This is a genomic window from Mesorhizobium sp. B1-1-6, from assembly GCF_006443035.1.
GTDB lineage: Bacteria > Pseudomonadota > Alphaproteobacteria > Rhizobiales > Rhizobiaceae > Mesorhizobium.
Genome location: NZ_VFWR01000002.1, coordinates 455,490 through 473,187, shown reverse-complemented (window position 1 = coordinate 473,187; position 17,698 = coordinate 455,490). Strand labels below are relative to the sequence as shown.

The following is a 17,698-nucleotide window of genomic DNA, read 5'->3' as shown; positions in this document are numbered from 1 at the left end:
CTTGGTTGGAAACCGGTTTCGCCATCCATGTGGCGATCATGCCGAGACTTTCAAGATAGCAGCATCGTGCCCGGTTGCCTCGACGAATCTGACGAGGTCGCCCGATGCGATCGACGTCGTCGCCTCATTGGTCAGCGGATGCGCGTTGATCACCGCATGCCGCATCAGCGCCTCGTCGAGCACGACCCTGACCCTGTGCTGCGTGTCGTTGATCAGGCCAAACACCGTGACTGCGCCCGGGGCGACGCCCAGAAGCTCCATCAGCATCTCCGGCTTGCCGAAGGAAACGCGGCCGGCGGCGCCGATCACATGATGGATCTGCTTCAGGTCGACGACAGCATCCTCGCCGACCGTGACCAGGAAGAAGGCGTCCTTCTTGTCCTTCAGGAACAGGTTCTTGGTGTGGCCGCCGGCGATTCCGCCGCGCAGCGCCTGCGAATCGGCGACCGTATAGAGCGGCGGATGGCGTTTCGTCGAAACGGCGATGCCGAGTTCGGCAAGAAAGGCAAAGAGCTCGGCTTCGGTCCTGGGCATGGGGTTCTCGTCTTCGGCTGGTTTCCAGCCATGCCGTTTACGGCCAATGACATGGTCGAGACAAGACCGCCGCGCGACGCGGCGCCGAATCCTTCCGCCTCCCGCCGGCGGCCCGCCGGCCTCGTCCGGCGCATTGAAAAAAGCCTGCGATTTCCCTGTTGCAATCGCCGCGCTCTTCAGCCATATAGGCCCGGCTTGCGGCCCAAAGCCGCGCGAGCGGGTGTAGCTCAGGGGTAGAGCACAACCTTGCCAAGGTTGGGGTCGAGCGTTCGAATCGCTTCACCCGCTCCAGTTTCCTCTTGGGGAATTAAGCAATTAAAAGAAAGCGCCGCCTAGTGCGGCGCTTCTTTTTTGCGCGTAGGTCATTGATATCTCCCATGACTTGGCGAGCCAGGGCACGATCTTTGTCGGCTCGCCATAGCTCTGGTCTGTTAGCGAATCGACAAGCTGACAAACGTCAACCGATCCATACCCGTGGCTGCTTTGCTGCGGATCGATGCAATCCGCCTGACTCGGACTGTCGCACCATCTCCGCTACGCACTGCCCAGAGCGATCGCGATACCCTGTCCGACACCGATGCACATCGTGGCCAGGGCCAGTCGTGCTTTTCGGGACCGCAACTCGAGCGCGGCAGTGCCGGTGATGCGAATGCCCGACATCCCAAGCGGGTGCCCGAGCGCGATCGCTCCGCCGTTCGGGTTCACATGCTCCGCGTCCTCGGGGATCCCGAGTTCGCGGAGCACGGCGATGCTTTGGGAGGCAAATGCTTCATTCAGCTCGATGATATCGAAGTCCGAAGGCGCGATGCCGAGGCGCGCGCAAAGCTTGCGTGTCGCCGGAGCCGGGCCGATCCCCATGATCCGTGGGGCAACCCCGGCCGTCGCGACGCCCAGAATCCGGGCGATCGGTGTGAGCCCGAATGCCTTGACGGAGGCTTCGGACGCGATGATCAGCGCTGCCGCTCCGTCGTTCACGCCAGAAGCGTTGCCCGCTGTGACGGTGCCACCTTCCTTTTTGAACGGCGCTGGAAGCTTGGCGAGCGACTCGGTTGTCGTTCCGGTGCGTGGATGTTCGTCGCGATCGACCACGATAGCATCGCCTTTGCGCTGGGGTACGGTCACCGGAGTGATCTCCAGCGCCAGCCGGCCATTTTCCTGAGCGGCGGCGGTCCTGGCCTGGCTGCGTGCGGCGAAGCCATCCTGATCGGCGCGGCTGACCTTGAAGGCTTCCGCAACGTTTTCACCCGTCTCCGGCATCGAATCGACGCCGTACTGCTTCTTCATCAATGGATTGACGAAGCGCCAACCGATCGTGGTGTCGTAAATCTCGGCGTTGCGCGAGAACGCCTCGCCCGCCTTCGGAAGCACGAACGGCGCGCGGCTCATGGATTCGACGCCACCGGCGATGATCAGGTCGGCTTCGCCGGCCTTGATGGCCCGTGCAGCGATGCCCACGGCGTCCATTCCAGAACCGCACAGGCGGTTGACGGTGCTGCCGGGGACTTCGATCGGCAGTCCAGCCAACAGCGATGACATGCGCGCGACATTGCGGTTGTCCTCGCCTGCCTGGTTGGCGCAGCCAAAGATGATCTCATCCACCGCGGACCAGTCCAGGCCTGGATTGCGGTGCCGCAGCGCTCGCAGCGGCACCGCGCCGAGATCGTCGGCCCGGACCGAGGACAGCGAACCGCCAAACCTGCCGATCGGGGTGCGGATGTAGTCGCAGATGAAGGCCTCGGTCATTCAGAGCTCCGGTGCCGCCAAGGATTTGATTTCGCCATCGACCTTAAGCTCTGCGCCGGTCAGCGCCTGCAATTCATCGAAGCTCATCGCAAGCAGCTTCTCGCGCAGCACGAAACGACAATCGATGATGTCTATGACCGCAAGGCTCGTGTAGACCCTCGTCACGCAGCGCACGCCGGTCAGGGGAAGGCTGCAGGCTTTCACCAGTTTCGGACGACCGTCCTTGGTGACGTGATCGGTGATGACGGCCACGCGTTTTGCTCCGTGCACCAGATCCATGGCACCACCGACCGCTGGTATGCCCTTGGGTCCTGTGCTCCAGTTCGCAAGGTCACCGGTCTCGGCCACCTCGTAGGCGCCGAGAATGGCAACGTCGAGGTGTTCGCCGCGCACCATCGCGAAGCTGTCGGCATGGTGGAAGAACGAAGCGCCCGGATTGAGCGTGACCGCCTTCTTCCCCGCATTGATCAGATCCCAGTCCTCGTCGCCTGCCGCCGGGGCTTCGCCAAAATTGAGGATGCCGTTTTCGGTGTGGAAGATCGCCCGACGCCCAGGCGGCTGAAAGCTCGCCACCATCTCGGGAAAGCCTATGCCGAGGTTCACATAAGCGCCGTCCTCGATGTCCTGCGCGGCGCGCCATGCAATCTGCGCGTTGGTCAGCTTGACTGTCATGCGTATGCGACCCCTTGGCGGATAAGCGCCTCTTCCTGCATCGGGTTCGAGACCTCGATCACCTGGTCCACGAAGATCCCGGGCGTCACGACCAGCTCGGGATCAATCGCACCGGGCTGGACGATCCGGCGCGCCTGAACGACGGTCGTGCGTGCGGCCATCGCCATCAGCGGCGAGAAGTTGCGTGCCGCCTTCCTGTAGGTGAGGTTACCATGAGGGTCGGCAAGTTCCGCCTTGATGAGGGCCACATCCGCCTTCAGCCAACGTTCCTGCACATAGTGGCGCCCCTCGAACTCGGCCACAGGCTTGCCGGCCGCGAGATCGGTCCCGTAGCTCGTCGGCGTGTAGAAAGCCGGGATGCCCGCGCCACCGGCGCGGATTCGTTCGGCCAGGGTCCCCTGTGGAACCAGTTCGAGCGCGATTTTCCCGGCGAGATACCGCTCGGTGAATGCCCGCGGATCGGACGAGCGCGGGAACGAGCAGATCATCTTGGCGACCATGCCATTGTCGATCATGGCGGCGATGCCGATCCGTCCGTTCCCTGCGTTGTTGTTGACGATCGTAAGGTTTTTCGGGGCGCCGGTAGCGCGAAAATGGTCAATCAGGGCGTGGATCAGCTCTATCGGAGCACCTGCGCCGCCGAAGCCGCCGATCATGACGGTCATGCCGTCTTCGACGACTGCCACTGCTTCCGCGAGGCTCGCGATTGTCTTGTCCACGTAACCAGCCTTTCCCGGCTCCAAGATCGATTTCGCCGCCACACGTATCGGCAGACGAGATCTTTCGGCAAGCTGGCTTGTGCGATATCATTCGTTTGTTGACATATCGCACAAGGTGAATGGATGCCCATTTCCGAACGAGACACGATGGGTGGCTTGGCCAAGGGGTTGTCTGTCATAGAGACGTTCACGGTGGAACGGCCACGGCAGTCGATCACGGACGTCGCGAATGCGTCCGGTCTCGACAGGGCGACAGCCAGACGCTGTCTCCTTACGCTTTCCCATCTCGGCTACGCCGACTACGACGGAAAGTTCTTCACGCTCACTCCGCGCGTGTTGAGGCTCGGGACAGCCTGTCTGGCAACCATGCCGCTGCCGCATCTGGTGCAGCCTTTGCTGGATGACCTTTCGGAGCGGCTCGGCGAAAGCTCGTCCGTCTCGATTCTGGACGGCACCGACGTCGTTTACGTCGCGCGCGCGGCGCAGCGAAAGGTGATGTCGATCGCGCTGATGCCCGGCTCGCGGCTTCCGGCATACTGCACTTCCATGGGGCGCGTGCTCCTGGCAGCCATGCCTCCGGAACGCGCTGCACATCTTCTATCTTCCCATGCCCTGCCGGCGCGGACTGCTCACACCTTGACCGACCCCGACACCATCCTTGCGGAGTTGGGGCGGGTGCGGACGCAAGGGTTCGCGTTGATCGATCAGGAGGTCGAGCTCGGATTGCGCTCGATCGCCGTGCCGTTGATGACCGTGCGCGGGACAGTGATCGCAGCCGTGAACGTCGGCGTGGCGGCGACACAGGTGAGTGTCAGCAATCTCGTTGCGCTCTACCTGGAGCCGTTGCGTGCACTTCAAGCTGAACTGCGGGCAGTGCTACGTTAGGGCGCTGGCACAGAGGGAACTAGCGTCCAAGTCGCTCGAAGTAGGAGAGCATGTTCCCACCCATGATCTTGTCGACGCCCGCTTCATCGTAGCCGCGGCGGGCGAGCTCATGGAAGATCGAGGTGGCGGATCACGCCGAACACATCCTCGTCCGGAACATCCGCGAGAAGGCGGTCTCCAGCGCCTGCACCCTTGGGCGTGAGGCGATATTCGATCCGGGCAGCAAACCCTGAACGCAATGGGCGAGGCCTTCAACCCCGAGGATTTCCATCGAGTGGTTTCGGAGGGTGGAGCCGGACATTCGCCGCCGTCGAGACGGAGATCGCGAAACTACATTCTCGGTTCAAAGCGCGACGTTTCTTCGCGCAAGTGACTGGCCGCTCACGCACCGCCCTGTCGCTGATCCGCTGCGGCATTCTTTGCGGCCATAGCCGATCCGTTGTAGGCGTGCATCTGCGCCAGCTTCGCCATGCGCTGGGCGGCCTCCGCGAGCGCTGCGCAATGCTGCTTGAAGTTTTGCTCTATGATCTGACCGTAGGGTCCCGTAAGTCCCACCGCGTATATCACCTCACCGCTCGTCGGCCTTATCGGAAATGCGATCGAGCCAAGGCCCGGAACATGCTCGGCCAGGTCCATGGCGTAACCCTGCTCCCGAACCTCGGCCAATTCCCTGGTCAACTCCGCGATCTTCGTTTTCGTCCGATCGGTATAGCTGCGCAGCTCCGTCGCCAGGATCCTCTTCACGGTCTCCTGCGGATGAAACGCAAGGATCGCCTTGGCCGAAGCGGTCGCATTTACAGGCATGGCCATGCCCGGCATGACATAGGTCCGGACCGGAGTGTCGGGCGCGACGCAGGTGACCGAGCGCACTTCGGTACCGTCGAACTTCGACAGGAACGCCGACTGGCCGGTGCGGTCGGCCAAATCCTGAAGCGGTCGCTGCGCGAGCGTCGTCAGCCAGCCGCTATCCGGAGACATCTGTAGCAGCTGCAGCAAGCGATCGCCGAGACGGTATGTCCGATTGCGAACGCTCTCGGCGGTGATCATCCCGCTTTCGATCAAGGCGTGCAGCAGCCTGTTGATCGTGGTTTTGGGCAGTCCAAGCGTCGTTTCGAGTTCGATCGCCGTCAGGCCATGCTCGAACGGCGCGACCGTCTCCATGATCGAGATGTAGCGCTCGAGGGGGCTGTCCTTGGCGCTCGGCTTCTTCGACTTCGTATTCAAGGGCACCTACGCCGATCTGACAATTGCAACTGCAAGAAGGTTATCGTTCAAAACAGACATGAGGGGCAAGGTCGGTCCCTTGTTATTCCGCCGCGCCTTGAGCCCGGGGTCTCCGTAGAATAGCCGAACGGCCGCACGCCCTCGATCAATCGGGCTCCGTTAGTACCCGAATCCGGAAATGTCCTCGCAAATTCCGAAATTCGGTATTATCCCCATTTTATGGTCCCCTCGATTGACTCGCAAGCCAAATCCTGATTATCGGACTAAATACCGATTTTCGGAGGAACTTGAAATGGCTGAACTCCCGCGTGTGACCTACTCGAACATCGGAGTGGATTTTTCCCCGGTTCACGCTCACCTCGACGCAATGATCCCGGATTTCGAGAAGAACACACTGGGTCGCGAGTGGTCGACGCCGTTTGCGACTGGCGCTCGGAAAGAGATCCTGAGCCCGATCGACAAGAAGATCTCTCTCGGCAAGTTCCCGGCTTCAACCCCGTCAGACGTCAAGTCGGCGATCCAGGCTGCCCGAGCCGGCGCGAAGGCCTGGAACCGTTCGACGCTGGACGATCGCCTTGCATTCGGCGCCCGCTGGCGAGAGGCGCTGGCGGAGCGGAAGTATGACCTTGGTTTGGCAGCGCTATACGAGATCGGAAAGTCCCGCCTCGAGGCAGTCGGCGAAGCCGAGGAATGCCTCGACATGGTCGAGTACTACGCATCGGAGATGAAGGCGAACAACGGGTTCGTCCGGCCGATGAACATGTTGGTCGAAAACGAGACCGCTACGAGCGTCATGAAGCCCTATGGCGTCTTCGCGGTCATCGCTCCTTTCAACTTTCCGCTCGCCTTGTCGATCGGCATGGTCTCGGGTGCGCTGTTGACAGGCAATGCGGTGGTCTACAAGCCGTCGCCGGGTTGCGCGCTGACCGGATTGCTGATTGCCGAAACGCTTCGCAAGGCGGGATTGCCCGAAGGTGTTTTCAACATCGTGCTTGGCGATGGAGAGGTGGGGCGCCTTCTTGCCACCGACAACGGCATCGACGGCGTTGCATTCACGGGCTCCCATAAGACCGGCATGAGCATCTTCCGTCATATGGCAACGCTGCCCCACATGAAGCCCGTCATCGCCGAAATGGGTGGCAAGAACCCTGCCTACGTGACCAGCAAGGCCGATCTCGACCGTGCGGCGCAGGGAGTGGCGCGCTCCGCTTTTGGCCTGCAAGGCCAGAAGTGCTCCGCATGCTCGGTCGTGTATGTCGACGAGAAGGTCAAGGCGGAATTCATCGAGAAGCTGGTAGCATTCGCCGCAAAGCTGGTGGTCGGAGATCCTCGCAAGGCCGAGACCTTTATGGGCCCTGTCTATGGCGACGCCACAGTCGCCCTTTTCCAGGCCGCACTGTCGGAAGTCGAGGAAAAAGGCAAGGTGCATTTTGGGGGCGCCGCCCTGGGCCAGCGCTTTGCGGACAACTACGTCCTGCCGACGGTCGTCGAACTTGATGGTCCGGGCCGGCTGACCCGCGACGAACTCTTCATGCCTTTCGTGGTCGTCCGCGGTTTCGATAGTCTCGATGCCGCGATCGAAGAGGGCAACGACATCGCCTACGGACTATCCGCCGGCATCTTTACCAACGACCAGGAAGAGTTGCGTCACTTCCTCGACACCGCCGAAGCAGGGGTTCTCTACGCCAACCGTGCGAGCGGCGCGACGACGGGTGCATGGCCAGGCGCGCAGCCATTCTGCGGCTGGAAGGGCACCGGGGTCAGCGGCAAGGGCGGTCTCGGCTCGTGGTTCCTGCCACAGTACCTGCGCGAGCAGAGCCACACGATCATGACCAGGTGATCGAAAGAGGTCGCGCTCTTCGCCGCGGCCATCCAAGGCTGTCTCCTTCATCGGTTTACAAGATTATGCGCCACTATCCAGATTCAATGTCGAAATCCCGCGAGATGTTCGAACGGGCCCGCAAGGTCATGCCGGGAGGGAACACCCGGACAACGGTCTTCATCGACCCGTTTCCGATCTATGCCCAGCGCGGCGAGGGCTGCCGCGTCTGGGACGTCGATGGAAACGTCTACTACGACTGCATCAACAATTTCACGGCCATGATCCATGGCTACGGCCATCCCGCCGTCACGGCGGCGGTGGTGGACCAGATGCCCCGGGGATCGGCTTTCGGAGCGCCCACCGAGAGCGAACTTGATCTTGCTGAACTGTTGGTGGAGCGCCTCCCGTCGGTCGAGCAGGTTCGCTTCGCCAACTCCGGCACGGAAGGCGTCATGATGGCGATCAAGGCGGCTCGGGCGTTCACTGAGCGGCCGAAGATCGTCAAGATCGAAGGTGCCTACCATGGCTCCTACGACTTCGCGGAAGTCAGCCTGGACAGCTCGCCCGCCAACTGGGGCGACATGCCTGCCTCGACGGCATACGCGAAAGGCACGCCGAAGGGAGTTCTCGACGACGTCATCGCGGTGCCGTTCAACGATACGGAGGCGCTGCGTGCCGTCTTCGACGCGCATGGAGACTCGATAGCGGGTGTTCTGATCGACCCGATGCCGAACCGCGCCGGACTTATTCCCGCGCGGAAGGATTATCTCGACGCGATGGTCGAGATCGCTCATGCCGCCGGCTCGCTGGTGATCTTCGACGAGGTGATCTCGCTCCGCCTTGGCTATTCGGGGGCGCAGGGCCTGTGGAGCATCACGCCCGATCTGACGGCTCTCGGCAAGATCATCGGCGGAGGGTTCCCGGTCGGCGCCGTCGGCGGCCGCGCCGACGTGATGGCGGTGTTCGATCCAACGCGAGGCAAGCCTGCATTGCCGCATGGCGGCACCTTCACCGCGAACCCGGTGACGATGCGAGCCGGTCTGGCGGCGATGCGCGCGTTGACCCCGGCCAGCTTCGCGCATCTGGACGCTATCGGCAGCCTGCTTCGCGACGGCATCACGGCCTCGCTTGCTCGCCACGGCCTCAACGGGCAGTGCGTCGGTCTCGGCTCGCTCTTCAAAGTCCATTTCACGGCGTTGCCGATCACGGACTATCGGTCGGTCTATCCGGGTGCGTCCGAACGCACGAAGCTCGACCTGTTCCACAAGGGTCTGCTCGACCGCGGCGTGCTTTCGGCGAGTTACGGACTCTTCGCGCTTTCCACCTCGATGACCGAGGAAGACGCACGCGAAATCCTTTCCGCAATCGACGGCGCCCTCGCAGCAATCGCGGCGAAGCAATGACGTAGCGCGTCCGGCGCCGGATCCATCCGGCACGGGACGACGCAGCAACAGATGGAAGTCACATGACAGCTTCTCCTCACGTCGTCGTCATCGGTGCAGGCACCCTCGGCATGTGCTCTGCGCACGCGCTCGCGGAACAGGGCGCTCGCGTCACCGTCATCGACGCACAATCCATTGCGTCAGGATCCAGCGGCCGCTCGGTCGGCGTCGTTGGCACACAGCTGACGGATTCGTTCGAGATCCAGCTGCGCATGCAATCCGTGCAGCGCATCCGTCGATGGCAGGAGCGCCTCGGTCTCGGCTTCAACCCTATCGGCTATCTGCGTCTGGCGCGCACCTCCGAGCAGATGGAACTGTTCGCCCGCTCGGTGGAGATCCAGCGCGATGCCGGCTTCAGGTCCAGGGTCTACCAGGCGAACGAGCTCCAGCAGCTCGTGCCGCACTTGAGTTCAGATGGGCTCGAAGGCGGCATCTTCGGGCCGGACGACGGCTTCCTCGATCCCCACGAAATGTGCACGTTGCTGGCGCAAGAGGTGAAGAAGCTCGGCTCCGAGGTTTTCCAGTTCCGCAAGCTGCTTGGTGTCGCGCGGACATCCGGTGGCTATCGGTTGGACACCAGCAAGGGTCCGATCGGCTGCGACTTCGTCGTGAACGCGGCAGGCGCCTGGGCGCCACGCGTTGCCGAGATGCTTGGACAGACGCTTCACATCCACCCCGAGCGCCACGAGGCGCTGACAATCCACCTGGACGCGCCGCTCCCCTACACAATGCCGATGGTCATGGATCTGGTGAACGGGCAGGGCACCGGACTCAACTTTCGGCACGAGAAAGCGAGCGAGCTCATCGCCGAGATACACAAGGTAAGTTCGCCCTCGCCCGAGGATCCGGACAATTACAACGAGCAGTGCGAGGAAGGGTCCAAGGTCATGCTGGCCGAGATGCTGATCGAGCGCGTGCCTGATCTGCCGGGCGCCCGGCTCGGCCGGGGCTGGGCAGGCCTCTACCCTGTCACCGCCGACCACCGTCCCCATGTCGGACCAGTCGATCAGTCCGAGCCCGGTCTGATCACCGCGGCCGGTGCGGGCGGCTACGGGATCCAGCTCGCGCCGGTGATAGGCCTGATCGTCGCGGACTGGGTGCTCAAGGGCTCTCCCGCATCGATCCCAGGCACCGAGAGTCTCGCTCCAACTCCGGAAAGAAACGTCCCCGCCGTACATACTGCGGCGGCTTGACCAGTAGGACACCGGCGTTAGCGCAAGGACAAAGAAGCCATGCCCGAGGCAGAAAACATCGTCCGCATCAAGAACATCAACGTGATCTATGGCGGCCATCACGCCGTGAAAAACGTCTCGCTCGACATTACGCGCGGCGAGGTCGTGGCGATCGTCGGACCCAGCGGCGCGGGGAAGAGCACGCTGCTGCGTGCGATCAACATGCTCGAACAGCCGTCATCCGGTACCCTCGAAGTGGGCGCCATCCGGTTTTCGGTCGACCGCAATCTGTCCGCCGGAGAGCTGTTGAGGCTCCGACGTTCCACCGGGATGGTTTTCCAGTCCTTCAACCTGTTTCCGCACATGACCGTGCAGCGCAACATTTCGCTGCCGCAGATGCGGGTTCTGGGGCGCACCAGGGAGCAGGCGGACGCGCGCACCGCCCAATTGCTCGAACGCGTACACCTTACGGACAAGGCGCACTCCTACCCGGCGCGCCTGTCGGGTGGCCAGCAGCAGCGTATCGCGATCGCACGCGCCCTGGCTCTTGACCCCAAGGTGATGCTCTTCGACGAACCCACGAGCGCCCTGGATCCCGAACTCGGGCTTGAGGTGTTGGCCGTGATGCGCGAGCTCGCCCAGGAAGGCATGACAATGATCATCGTCACGCACGAGATCGCCTTTGCCGCAGACGTCGCCGACCGCGTGATCGTCATGGCCAATGGAGAGATCATCGAGCAGGGTCCGCCTGATGCCGTGATCCGCAACCCGTCGTCGCCGCGCACGCGGCAGTTCTTCCGTGCCGTGGTCGATCGCAGATGATCGACCTGCTGGTTTCACTGCTCAGAGGCGTTCCGGCCACGCTGCTGGTGACCTTCGGCGCTTTCGCAGTCGGGGCCATCGCAGCCGTGCCGCTGGTGCTGATGCGACGTTCCCGGTGGCTCCTTCTAAGCATGCCGGCGCGCATATACATCGACGTTGTCCGGGGAATCCCGCCGATCGTCTGGCTGTTCATTATCTTCTTCGGATTGGGCAGCGGAGTGATCGTTCTCAGTTCCTATCAGGCTGCCATCCTGGGTATGGGGCTGGTATCAACGGCCTATCTCGCTGAAATCTACAGGGGTGGCTTCCTGGCCCTCTCGAAGGGCCAGCGGGAGGCGTCCACGGCGCTCGGTATGACGCGCCTGGATACGCTGCGCTACATCCTGGCGCCGCAGGTCCTGCGCGTCTCGGTTCCGCCCATGGCGACCTTTCTTGTCAGCCTGCTCAAAGACACGACCGTGGCCTCCACGATCGGTGTCCGCGACGTGATGATGTACGCATCGCAGCAGGCCCAAGGCGGAGGCGGCAGCTTCATGCCGTTCATTTTCGCTGCGCTTCTCTACATCGCGCTGTCGATACCCATTGTCGTGTTGGCACGCGCCGTGGACGAGCGGCTGCGCTCAAGAGGGCAAGCGAAATGAGCGAGATGCTGGCCAACTGGCTGGACTGGTCCCCCCAGCTTTTCCAAGGAGTTCTTGTCAGTCTCCAGTTGGCGGGCCTGGCGCTGCTGTTCGGATTGCCTATCGGTCTCGTTCTTGCGCTTGCCTCCTCCTCTGGAAACAGGCTCGTCCGCTATTTCGCGGTGGTACTGGTCGAGATCGGGCGCGGCGCGCCTGCACTCGTCGTCCTGCAGATGGTCTACTATGGATTGCCTGCTTCGGGGATGACCGTAAGTGCCTTCACCTCTGGCGTGATTGCGTTGGCGCTAACGACAGGCGCCTACACCAGCGAGATCCTTCGGGCCGGTCTGAACGCGGTTCCGCATTGTGAGATCGAGGCGGGCTTGGCGCTCGGCATGACCCGCCGGGACATCCTGCGCTTCGTGGTGGTCCCCCAGGGAATCCTGTTCGCAATACCCGCGCTGATGGGCTTTGCCATTCTCATCTTCCAGGCGACGGCCCTTACATACACGATCGCCATCCCCGAACTTCTGGCGCGCGCCTATCGCGTGGGTGCGGCCACCTACCTCTACCTCGATGTCCTGATCCTGGCGGGCCTGTTCTACCTCGCCATCACCGTCCCGTTCGGGTGGCTGGTCTCGTACACCGAACGTAGGCTGGGCAGCCATCTCGGCTGACCTGCAATCAAAAACCATCAATGTCAGAGGAGAGCAAAGTGAAAAATTGGAGTAAGATCATCTCGGCCGCAGCCATTGCCACGGCCTTGGGTGCCAGCGTCGCGTCCGCACAGGATTGCAAGCCGCAGCATGCTTTCGAAACCGTGTCGGCGGGCAAACTCACCGTCGCGCTCACCAACACCGCTCCGTATTCGCTCGAAAAAGACGGCGGCATCGCGGGTATCGACGGCGATCTCGTGAAGCGTTTTGCCAAGGAGAACTGCCTGGAGATCGCTTATGAGATATTCACATATCCAGGCGCGGTTTCCGCAGTTCAGTCGCGGCGCGCGGACATCGCGCTTGGCGGCTTCTATCGTACCGCCGCCCGCGCGAAGGTCGTCGCTCTGTCCACGCCGGTCTATCTCGACCAACTGTCCGTCACCTCGACCAACGGCATTGATACCGTCGACGGTCTGCTGGGCAAGAAGGTCGGCACCGTGGAAGGATATCTGTGGGTCCAGGACATGGAGAAGCTCTACGAAGGCTCCAAGACCTATCCGTCGTCGCTGAACCTCGCTCAGGACCTTCATGCCGGTCGTATTGAGGCGGCGCTCGACGGCTTCGGCTCCGCTGTCATTCAGAACGAAGGGCAGAACTACAAGGTGCATGTCCTGAAGCCGGATCCGCGCATCGATGCGACCATGAACCCGTCGCAGACCGCCTTCCTGCTGGACAAGAGCAATGAGGGCTTCGTTAAGGCGGTTGACGCTTCGCTCGATGTCTACCGGAAGAACGGGGCTATCGCCGAAGCGCTCAAGGCTTACGGGCTGGATCCGTCGGCCGCAGATGTCGGTGAAGCCCGCGTCATCGAGTAAGCCGCTGGTATGAAGGGCCGCCCTGCCTGCCCCGCTTCTAGGAAGAAAACCGGGTGCGGGGGGCGGCCTGTACGTTTGCCGCGCGGCTGCGATCCGCGAGCAGAATTCCGTAGTGCACCCCGAGTCTGAGACACGAAAAGGGTAACAGTCCTTCACTAAGGAGAGCTGATGAGGAAAGGAGACCCGTGGTGCAGTACAGCGCACCACAGATCCCTCCGGTCACATAAGGTTACAGCGAGGAACGGTACCGGTTCAGGCTCGTTAGCCCTGCATCCAATCCAATCATGGAGAAAAACGATGCAGGATATTTCCGGCAAGCGCGTCGCCATCCTTGCGACGAATGGTTTTGAACAGTCCGAGCTTGAGGTACCGCTGAACAAGCTGCGCCAGGCCGGCGCCGAGGTCGAAATCGTGTCGCTCGAAAGCGGCAAGATCAAGGGCTGGGACCACAAGGATTGGGGCCGCGAAGTTCCGGTCGACAAGACCTTGGACGAGGCCCGCGCCGATGCCTACGATGCGATCGTTCTGCCCGGCGGCGTCATCAATCCCGACCTCTTGCGGGTCGAGCGCAAGGCGCTGGATTTCATCAGTTCGTTCTGGTCGGCCAACAAGGTCGTCGGCGCGATCTGCCATGCGCCCTGGCTTCTGGTCGAGACCGGGATCATCAAAGCCCGCCGCGTCACATCCTACAAGTCGATCAAGACCGACGTGATCAATGCCGGCGGCCTGTGGCAAGACAGCGAGGTCGTCACCGACCAGGGGCTGGTCACCAGTCGCAATCCCGGCGATCTCGAGGCCTTCTGCGACAAGCTCACGGAGGAGATCAGGGAAGGGCGGCACGACAGGCGGGCCGCGGCTTAGCACCGAACCTTGTTCCCCAGCCGCGCCGCGAAGGATCTCGGCGTGGGTTGTTCAGGCGCTCTTCGCCCCCTCCGCCTTGCGCAGCGACGCCTGATGCACCAGCGACGTCCAGCTGTTGGTCGAAGCAAGGTGGCAGTAGAGCAGGCTGAGCGCGCCTGACTTTCTCAGGTCGAGGAAGGCCTCGTCGCTCAATCTGTTGAAGGCAGCCTCGTCTATCACCTGGAAATCGGTGAGGTTCAGCACCTCGCCTCCTTCCAGCGTCACCTTGCTCTGGCGCGGCGCGAACAGGGCATGCGCGTCGATCTTGTCGACCATCTCGCGGGTCGCCCTGAAGTCGATCTGGAACTGGTTGCAGAAGGCGAGCGCCTGCTTCGTCGCCTCGGTCGCCTCGTTGCCGCTGAAGAACGGCAGCACCTTGTCGTCGCGGAACGGCGCCAGCAGCTGGTCGATGACGCGCTCGCTCGCCCGGTCGACGCACAGCGTCAGCCGGCCGGGCTGCTTGGGATCGTCGGCGAGAATGAAGGGATAGCGGCGGACATAGGCGGGGATGTAGTGCGGCCCGGCCCAGTTGCCGTCGGCGTCGACGAACAGGTTCTCGTCCTGGCGCAGGCCGGTGATGATGACGGGCGCCTTGGCGGCGCCGATGAAAACGATTGGGTAGGAGCGCATCGCCGCCGGCATTTCCGAGGCCACCACAGGGATGGCATGCGCCGAGCGGGCGAAGGAGAAATCGCTGCGCGCCGTCAGGCCGAGCGAGCCGTGCCGCGCCGGATTGAGCGCCTCGGGCCTGGAATAGAACAGCGGCAAGGTCTCGCCCGCCGTTTCCGTCTTCGCACCGCTGTCAGCCATGTGTCCGTTTTCCTCCTCGCGCCGGCCAACCAGGCCGGCCCGTCCAGCATTGAATTCCCAAAGCGGGGTCTGTTCTTGTCGCGCCGGCCTTGCTTCGAAGCAATCCTGCGCAGGGACAAAGTACTACAGCGTCGCCGGCGCGCATAAAAGGACACGCGCTGCTGTATTTTGGCGTTTGCGCCCTAATCGCCTTGCGGGACGCCCGCAACCATGCCGGCCCTGGAGCGGTTCACCATTTCGCGGAAACGGCGAGCCGCGCTATCTCTTTGTTTTTGCGCAATTCCCCAGGGAAAGCGCTGCGCGCTTTCCCGGGAAGACCGTACACACTTTTCCTGGAATGGCTCTATGGACAGCTTGCCGCGAAGCGGCGACAGTGGCCTCGCATGGCAAAATCCGGGAGCCGTAGCGGTCTTGCGTCCGGAAATTGCGAGGATATGAGGAACCGGAGCGGGTCTGCCCTTGGCCGCCCGCTCAGCAAGCGCTTTGAGGCGGGGTGGCATGGCGTCGGCATCGGATTTCGAACAGGCGGTCGGACAGGCATTCACCGTCGAGGCCGGCGGCAGGCAGATCGCGCTCGAATTGAGCGCGGTCAACCGCATCGCCTCCAGCCCGCGCCCGGGCGGCGGTTTCTCGCTGCTGTTCAAGGGTCCGCGCGAAACCGCGCTGCCGCAGGCGACTTACCGCTTCGCCGGCAGTGGCGCGACCCACGATATCTTCATCGTGCCCGTGGCCGCCGACGCTACGGGGCGGCTGTATGAGGCGGTGTTCAATTAGAGTTTGGAAGCAGGCGTGAGCGCAGCAGCGGTGCGATTTGTGAGACGCTGGCGCGAAGGATCGATACCGAACAAGCACCGCCGAATTGTGCGACGACCGGAACAGGATTCTCGGCCCGGGAATGACGAAGCGGATGGCGTCCCCGTTCACCCACTGTCTGCGCCACCCCGCGGCGGCGCGCATGCCATGAGATCGTAGACACCCTTGTCCTCGACCGCTGCGAAGCCGAGCTCGAGATAGAGCCGCCTGGCCGGATTGTTCTTCTCGACATGGATCGAGGCCGATTTGCCCGATGACCATGCCTCGTCGATGAGGTCGCGCAGCAGTGCGGCGCCGTGGCCCTTGCGGCGATGGGCCGGCAGCAAGGCGATGTCGATGATGCGGTGCTGGCTCGGCCAGCGCTCGATGTAGAGGCGGCCTATGGGCTGTCCGGCCCGCTCCACCACCAGCCAGTCGGCCTCGGGATAATGCTTGCGGTAATGCGCGTGCTGCGCCTGGAACTGCATGTCGAGGAAGGCGGCCTTCTGCGCCTCGCTCCAGTCCGTCACGGCGAGCTCTTCCATGCGCGTCGAAGAGTAGAGCCGCGCCAGGAACGGCATGTCGGCCTCCGCGGCGGCGCGGAAAGCGAGGCCGGCCTGCCGCGACCGCGGCCAGGTCGGGAGCCGCTGCGCCTGTTTCGCTTCTGTCATGCTGCCTGACGTCACACCGGCGGCGTCAGGTCGCGCACCACGGCAATCTGCTTGAGGTTGCTGGTGGCCAGCGCCGTCCAGGTCCACTCCCATTCCGAACTGTCCATGGCCATCTGATTGATGGTCCACAGACCATTCGTGCCGTCGTTCTGGATCATCATCGAGAACAAGGCAAGACGGCCATCGGCATTGTAGTCGAGCGACAGGCGGGTGTTGGCGCCGGAGGCGTTGAAATCGCGCCATCCCGACCAGTTCTGGGTGGCGGCGTCGTATTGGGCGTTGAAGGAGTGAGCATGCTGCTGGTCGGAGGCGACCAGCATGATGTCGCCGTCGCCCTGGATGCCGGCGCAGAGCGTATATTTGGGAACCCTGCTGTAGCCGGGCGTCGCCCAGGCCGTCCAGGTGTCGGAGCCGGCCGGCAATTGCTTGGTGTGCAGGACCTGGCCCTGCTGCGTCATGGCAAACAGATTGGTGCCGCCCAGCGGACCGATGATAGGTGCCATTTCCGTGAAGGGGTAGCCGGCGTCGATCTGCACCCATGGCGTCCAGTCGGCGACCGTCAGCGCCTGGGCCTTGGCCTGCTGGCAGCGATAGAGATGGAGGGCGGAGTTGATGCCGAACAGCGCTATGCGGCCGTCTGCCTGGCGCAGCGCGGTGATCGCCACAAGCTGGCCGGTCAGCTGAATCCAGGCGCTCCACGGCTGGGCAGGCGGCCTGAGCTCGTCGACGGTGACGACGATCGGTGTCGTCGTGCCGGGCGGCGTGATGGTCTTCTGCACCTGCACGATCACATCCGGGTTCTGGTAGATCCACCAGACGCGGCCCAGATTGTCGGTGAGGAAGATCTCGATGCGGCCATCGGCATCGCGCGCCATGGAAAGCTTCTGGTAGCTGAAGGCGCCGGGCGGCGCGCCGATGCCGACCGGCGCGGTCCACTTGTCGATCGGGCCGATCTGGTTGGCGTCCTCGGTGATGAAGGACAGGCTGGTGGTGCCCGAAGGCTGCGCGACCACGGCGACGCGACCATCCTTGGTGAGACCCGCGGTCATGATCACCCAGGCGCCGGGCGCGATGACAGACCAGGCCGACGGCCATGGTCCGTTCGGCGATGTCTGTGCCTTCTGGATCAATTGTCCCTTGGCCGAATCGATGCCGACGACCATCAGCCGCGACAATTCGAAAAACGTCGCGCCGGCGGGCATGTGCTGGTAGGCCGGCGCAGTACCGGGTCGCCGCGAGCGAGCGCTCTCGCGGGCCTTGGAGGCGGTCCTTGGCACTGCTGCCGGCGTCTTGGCCGTGGGGGCCTTCGATTTTGGTTCTGCTGTCTTGGCCATGATAT

Annotated in this window: 18 protein-coding genes and 1 tRNA gene; 11 read left to right on the top strand and 8 right to left on the bottom strand. The window is 63.0% G+C overall.

The genetic code is table 11. The features are described 5' to 3' along the window. Positions 1 to 36: 36 nt before the first annotated feature. Entirely contained in the window at positions 37 to 534 is a 498-nt protein-coding gene (locus FJ979_RS05965) for a prolyl-tRNA synthetase associated domain-containing protein (protein WP_140554753.1), read from the bottom strand. A 216-nt stretch (positions 535 to 750) separates the two neighbouring features. Here FJ979_RS05965 and FJ979_RS05960 point away from each other — a divergent pair. Beyond that, positions 751 to 825, top strand: a tRNA-Gly gene (locus FJ979_RS05960). A gap of 243 nt (positions 826 to 1,068) precedes the next feature. Here the strand turns inward: FJ979_RS05960 and pcaF are convergent. From pcaF to FJ979_RS05945, 3 genes are read right to left on the bottom strand one after another with little or no spacing between them, the layout of a single operon-like run. Further along, a complete protein-coding gene (pcaF, locus tag FJ979_RS05955; protein ID WP_140580236.1) occupies positions 1,069 to 2,277 on the bottom strand; it encodes a 3-oxoadipyl-CoA thiolase in 1,209 nt (402 codons plus the stop codon). After that, on the bottom strand, positions 2,278 to 2,949 hold the full coding sequence (locus FJ979_RS05950; protein WP_140580235.1) for a 3-oxoacid CoA-transferase subunit B: 672 nt from the start codon (positions 2,947 to 2,949) through the stop codon (positions 2,278 to 2,280). Then, positions 2,946 to 3,668 carry a 3-oxoacid CoA-transferase subunit A gene (locus tag FJ979_RS05945; protein WP_140524516.1) on the bottom strand — a complete coding sequence of 241 codons (723 nt, stop codon included), beginning with the start codon at positions 3,666 to 3,668 and terminating at the stop codon, positions 2,946 to 2,948. The genes FJ979_RS05950 and FJ979_RS05945 overlap by 4 nt, the downstream gene beginning before the upstream one ends. Before the next feature lie 123 nt (positions 3,669 to 3,791). On the opposite strand from FJ979_RS05945, the gene FJ979_RS05940 reads away from it, so the two are divergent. Next, complete coding sequence (locus FJ979_RS05940; RefSeq protein ID WP_140580234.1) at positions 3,792 to 4,553, top strand: IclR family transcriptional regulator C-terminal domain-containing protein; 762 nt, start codon at positions 3,792 to 3,794, stop codon at positions 4,551 to 4,553. 381 nt (positions 4,554 to 4,934) lie between these two features. Here the strand turns inward: FJ979_RS05940 and FJ979_RS05930 are convergent, their stop codons facing one another. After that, positions 4,935 to 5,777 carry an IclR family transcriptional regulator gene (locus tag FJ979_RS05930; RefSeq protein ID WP_140554757.1) on the bottom strand — a complete coding sequence of 281 codons (843 nt, stop codon included), beginning with the start codon at positions 5,775 to 5,777 and terminating at the stop codon, positions 4,935 to 4,937. A 292-nt stretch (positions 5,778 to 6,069) separates the two neighbouring features. On the opposite strand from FJ979_RS05930, the gene FJ979_RS05925 reads away from it, so the two are divergent. The 8 genes from FJ979_RS05925 (at position 6,070) to FJ979_RS05890 (ending at position 14,047) form a co-directional block, all read left to right on the top strand. Further along, positions 6,070 to 7,617, top strand: coding sequence for an aldehyde dehydrogenase family protein (locus FJ979_RS05925; RefSeq protein WP_140580233.1), 1,548 nt, complete (start codon positions 6,070 to 6,072; stop codon positions 7,615 to 7,617). 86 nt (positions 7,618 to 7,703) lie between these two features. Beyond that, positions 7,704 to 9,002 (top strand): aspartate aminotransferase family protein, encoded by a 1,299-nt coding sequence (locus FJ979_RS05920; RefSeq protein WP_224618152.1) that lies wholly within the window; start codon positions 7,704 to 7,706, stop codon positions 9,000 to 9,002. Between the two features lie 62 nt (positions 9,003 to 9,064). After that, positions 9,065 to 10,234 carry an FAD-binding oxidoreductase gene (locus FJ979_RS05915; protein WP_140514070.1) on the top strand — a complete coding sequence of 390 codons (1,170 nt, stop codon included), beginning with the start codon at positions 9,065 to 9,067 and terminating at the stop codon, positions 10,232 to 10,234. Positions 10,235 to 10,273: 39 nt separating this feature from the next. After that, positions 10,274 to 11,035 (top strand): amino acid ABC transporter ATP-binding protein, encoded by a 762-nt coding sequence (locus FJ979_RS05910; RefSeq protein WP_263483292.1) that lies wholly within the window; start codon positions 10,274 to 10,276, stop codon positions 11,033 to 11,035. Continuing rightward, positions 11,032 to 11,676 carry an amino acid ABC transporter permease gene (locus tag FJ979_RS05905; RefSeq protein ID WP_140514069.1) on the top strand — a complete coding sequence of 215 codons (645 nt, stop codon included), beginning with the start codon at positions 11,032 to 11,034 and terminating at the stop codon, positions 11,674 to 11,676. Before FJ979_RS05910 ends, FJ979_RS05905 begins: the two co-directional genes overlap by 4 nt. Then, positions 11,673 to 12,332: an amino acid ABC transporter permease gene (locus FJ979_RS05900; protein ID WP_140492032.1), complete on the top strand. Its 660-nt coding sequence runs from the start codon at positions 11,673 to 11,675 to the stop codon at positions 12,330 to 12,332. Before FJ979_RS05905 ends, FJ979_RS05900 begins: the two co-directional genes overlap by 4 nt. Before the next feature lie 38 nt (positions 12,333 to 12,370). Next, positions 12,371 to 13,186 carry a transporter substrate-binding domain-containing protein gene (locus FJ979_RS05895; RefSeq protein WP_181165194.1) on the top strand — a complete coding sequence of 272 codons (816 nt, stop codon included), beginning with the start codon at positions 12,371 to 12,373 and terminating at the stop codon, positions 13,184 to 13,186. 297 nt (positions 13,187 to 13,483) lie between these two features. After that, entirely contained in the window at positions 13,484 to 14,047 is a 564-nt protein-coding gene (locus tag FJ979_RS05890; RefSeq protein ID WP_140514067.1) for a type 1 glutamine amidotransferase domain-containing protein, read from the top strand. Between the two features lie 51 nt (positions 14,048 to 14,098). Here FJ979_RS05890 and FJ979_RS05885 read toward each other — a convergent pair whose 3' ends face one another. Continuing rightward, positions 14,099 to 14,896, bottom strand: a complete 798-nt coding sequence (locus tag FJ979_RS05885; protein WP_140514066.1) for a SapC family protein — start codon at positions 14,894 to 14,896, stop codon at positions 14,099 to 14,101. A gap of 498 nt (positions 14,897 to 15,394) precedes the next feature. Between FJ979_RS05885 and FJ979_RS05880 the strand changes: the two genes are divergently transcribed. Further along, positions 15,395 to 15,670 (top strand): hypothetical protein, encoded by a 276-nt coding sequence (locus FJ979_RS05880; protein ID WP_140492044.1) that lies wholly within the window; start codon positions 15,395 to 15,397, stop codon positions 15,668 to 15,670. A gap of 146 nt (positions 15,671 to 15,816) precedes the next feature. On the opposite strand, the gene FJ979_RS05875 is transcribed toward FJ979_RS05880, so the two are convergent. After that, entirely contained in the window at positions 15,817 to 16,359 is a 543-nt protein-coding gene (locus FJ979_RS05875) for a GNAT family N-acetyltransferase (protein ID WP_181168545.1), read from the bottom strand. An 11-nt stretch (positions 16,360 to 16,370) separates the two neighbouring features. Then, the gene (locus FJ979_RS05870; protein WP_140514064.1) at positions 16,371 to 17,693 is read right to left on the bottom strand and encodes a hypothetical protein; all 1,323 of its coding nucleotides are present in this window, start codon (positions 17,691 to 17,693) and stop codon (positions 16,371 to 16,373) included. Positions 17,694 to 17,698: the final 5 nt, after the last annotated feature.

Coding starts and splice junctions, on each gene's coding strand:
- FJ979_RS05870 (WP_140514064.1), bottom strand. CDS start 17,693: ATGGCCAAGACAGCAGAACCAAAATCGAAGGCCCCCACGGCCAAGACG.
- FJ979_RS05940 (WP_140580234.1), top strand. CDS start 3,792: ATGCCCATTTCCGAACGAGACACGATGGGTGGCTTGGCCAAGGGGTTG.
- FJ979_RS05965 (WP_140554753.1), bottom strand. CDS start 534: ATGCCCAGGACCGAAGCCGAGCTCTTTGCCTTTCTTGCCGAACTCGGC.
- FJ979_RS05890 (WP_140514067.1), top strand. CDS start 13,484: ATGCAGGATATTTCCGGCAAGCGCGTCGCCATCCTTGCGACGAATGGT.
- FJ979_RS05920 (WP_224618152.1), top strand. CDS start 7,704: ATGTCGAAATCCCGCGAGATGTTCGAACGGGCCCGCAAGGTCATGCCG.
- FJ979_RS05915 (WP_140514070.1), top strand. CDS start 9,065: ATGACAGCTTCTCCTCACGTCGTCGTCATCGGTGCAGGCACCCTCGGC.
- FJ979_RS05905 (WP_140514069.1), top strand. CDS start 11,032: ATGATCGACCTGCTGGTTTCACTGCTCAGAGGCGTTCCGGCCACGCTG.
- FJ979_RS05885 (WP_140514066.1), bottom strand. CDS start 14,896: ATGGCTGACAGCGGTGCGAAGACGGAAACGGCGGGCGAGACCTTGCCG.
- FJ979_RS05910 (WP_263483292.1), top strand. CDS start 10,274: ATGCCCGAGGCAGAAAACATCGTCCGCATCAAGAACATCAACGTGATC.
- pcaF (WP_140580236.1), bottom strand. CDS start 2,277: ATGACCGAGGCCTTCATCTGCGACTACATCCGCACCCCGATCGGCAGG.
- FJ979_RS05925 (WP_140580233.1), top strand. CDS start 6,070: ATGGCTGAACTCCCGCGTGTGACCTACTCGAACATCGGAGTGGATTTT.
- FJ979_RS05880 (WP_140492044.1), top strand. CDS start 15,395: ATGGCGTCGGCATCGGATTTCGAACAGGCGGTCGGACAGGCATTCACC.
- FJ979_RS05900 (WP_140492032.1), top strand. CDS start 11,673: ATGAGCGAGATGCTGGCCAACTGGCTGGACTGGTCCCCCCAGCTTTTC.
- FJ979_RS05875 (WP_181168545.1), bottom strand. CDS start 16,359: ATGACAGAAGCGAAACAGGCGCAGCGGCTCCCGACCTGGCCGCGGTCG.
- FJ979_RS05950 (WP_140580235.1), bottom strand. CDS start 2,949: ATGACAGTCAAGCTGACCAACGCGCAGATTGCATGGCGCGCCGCGCAG.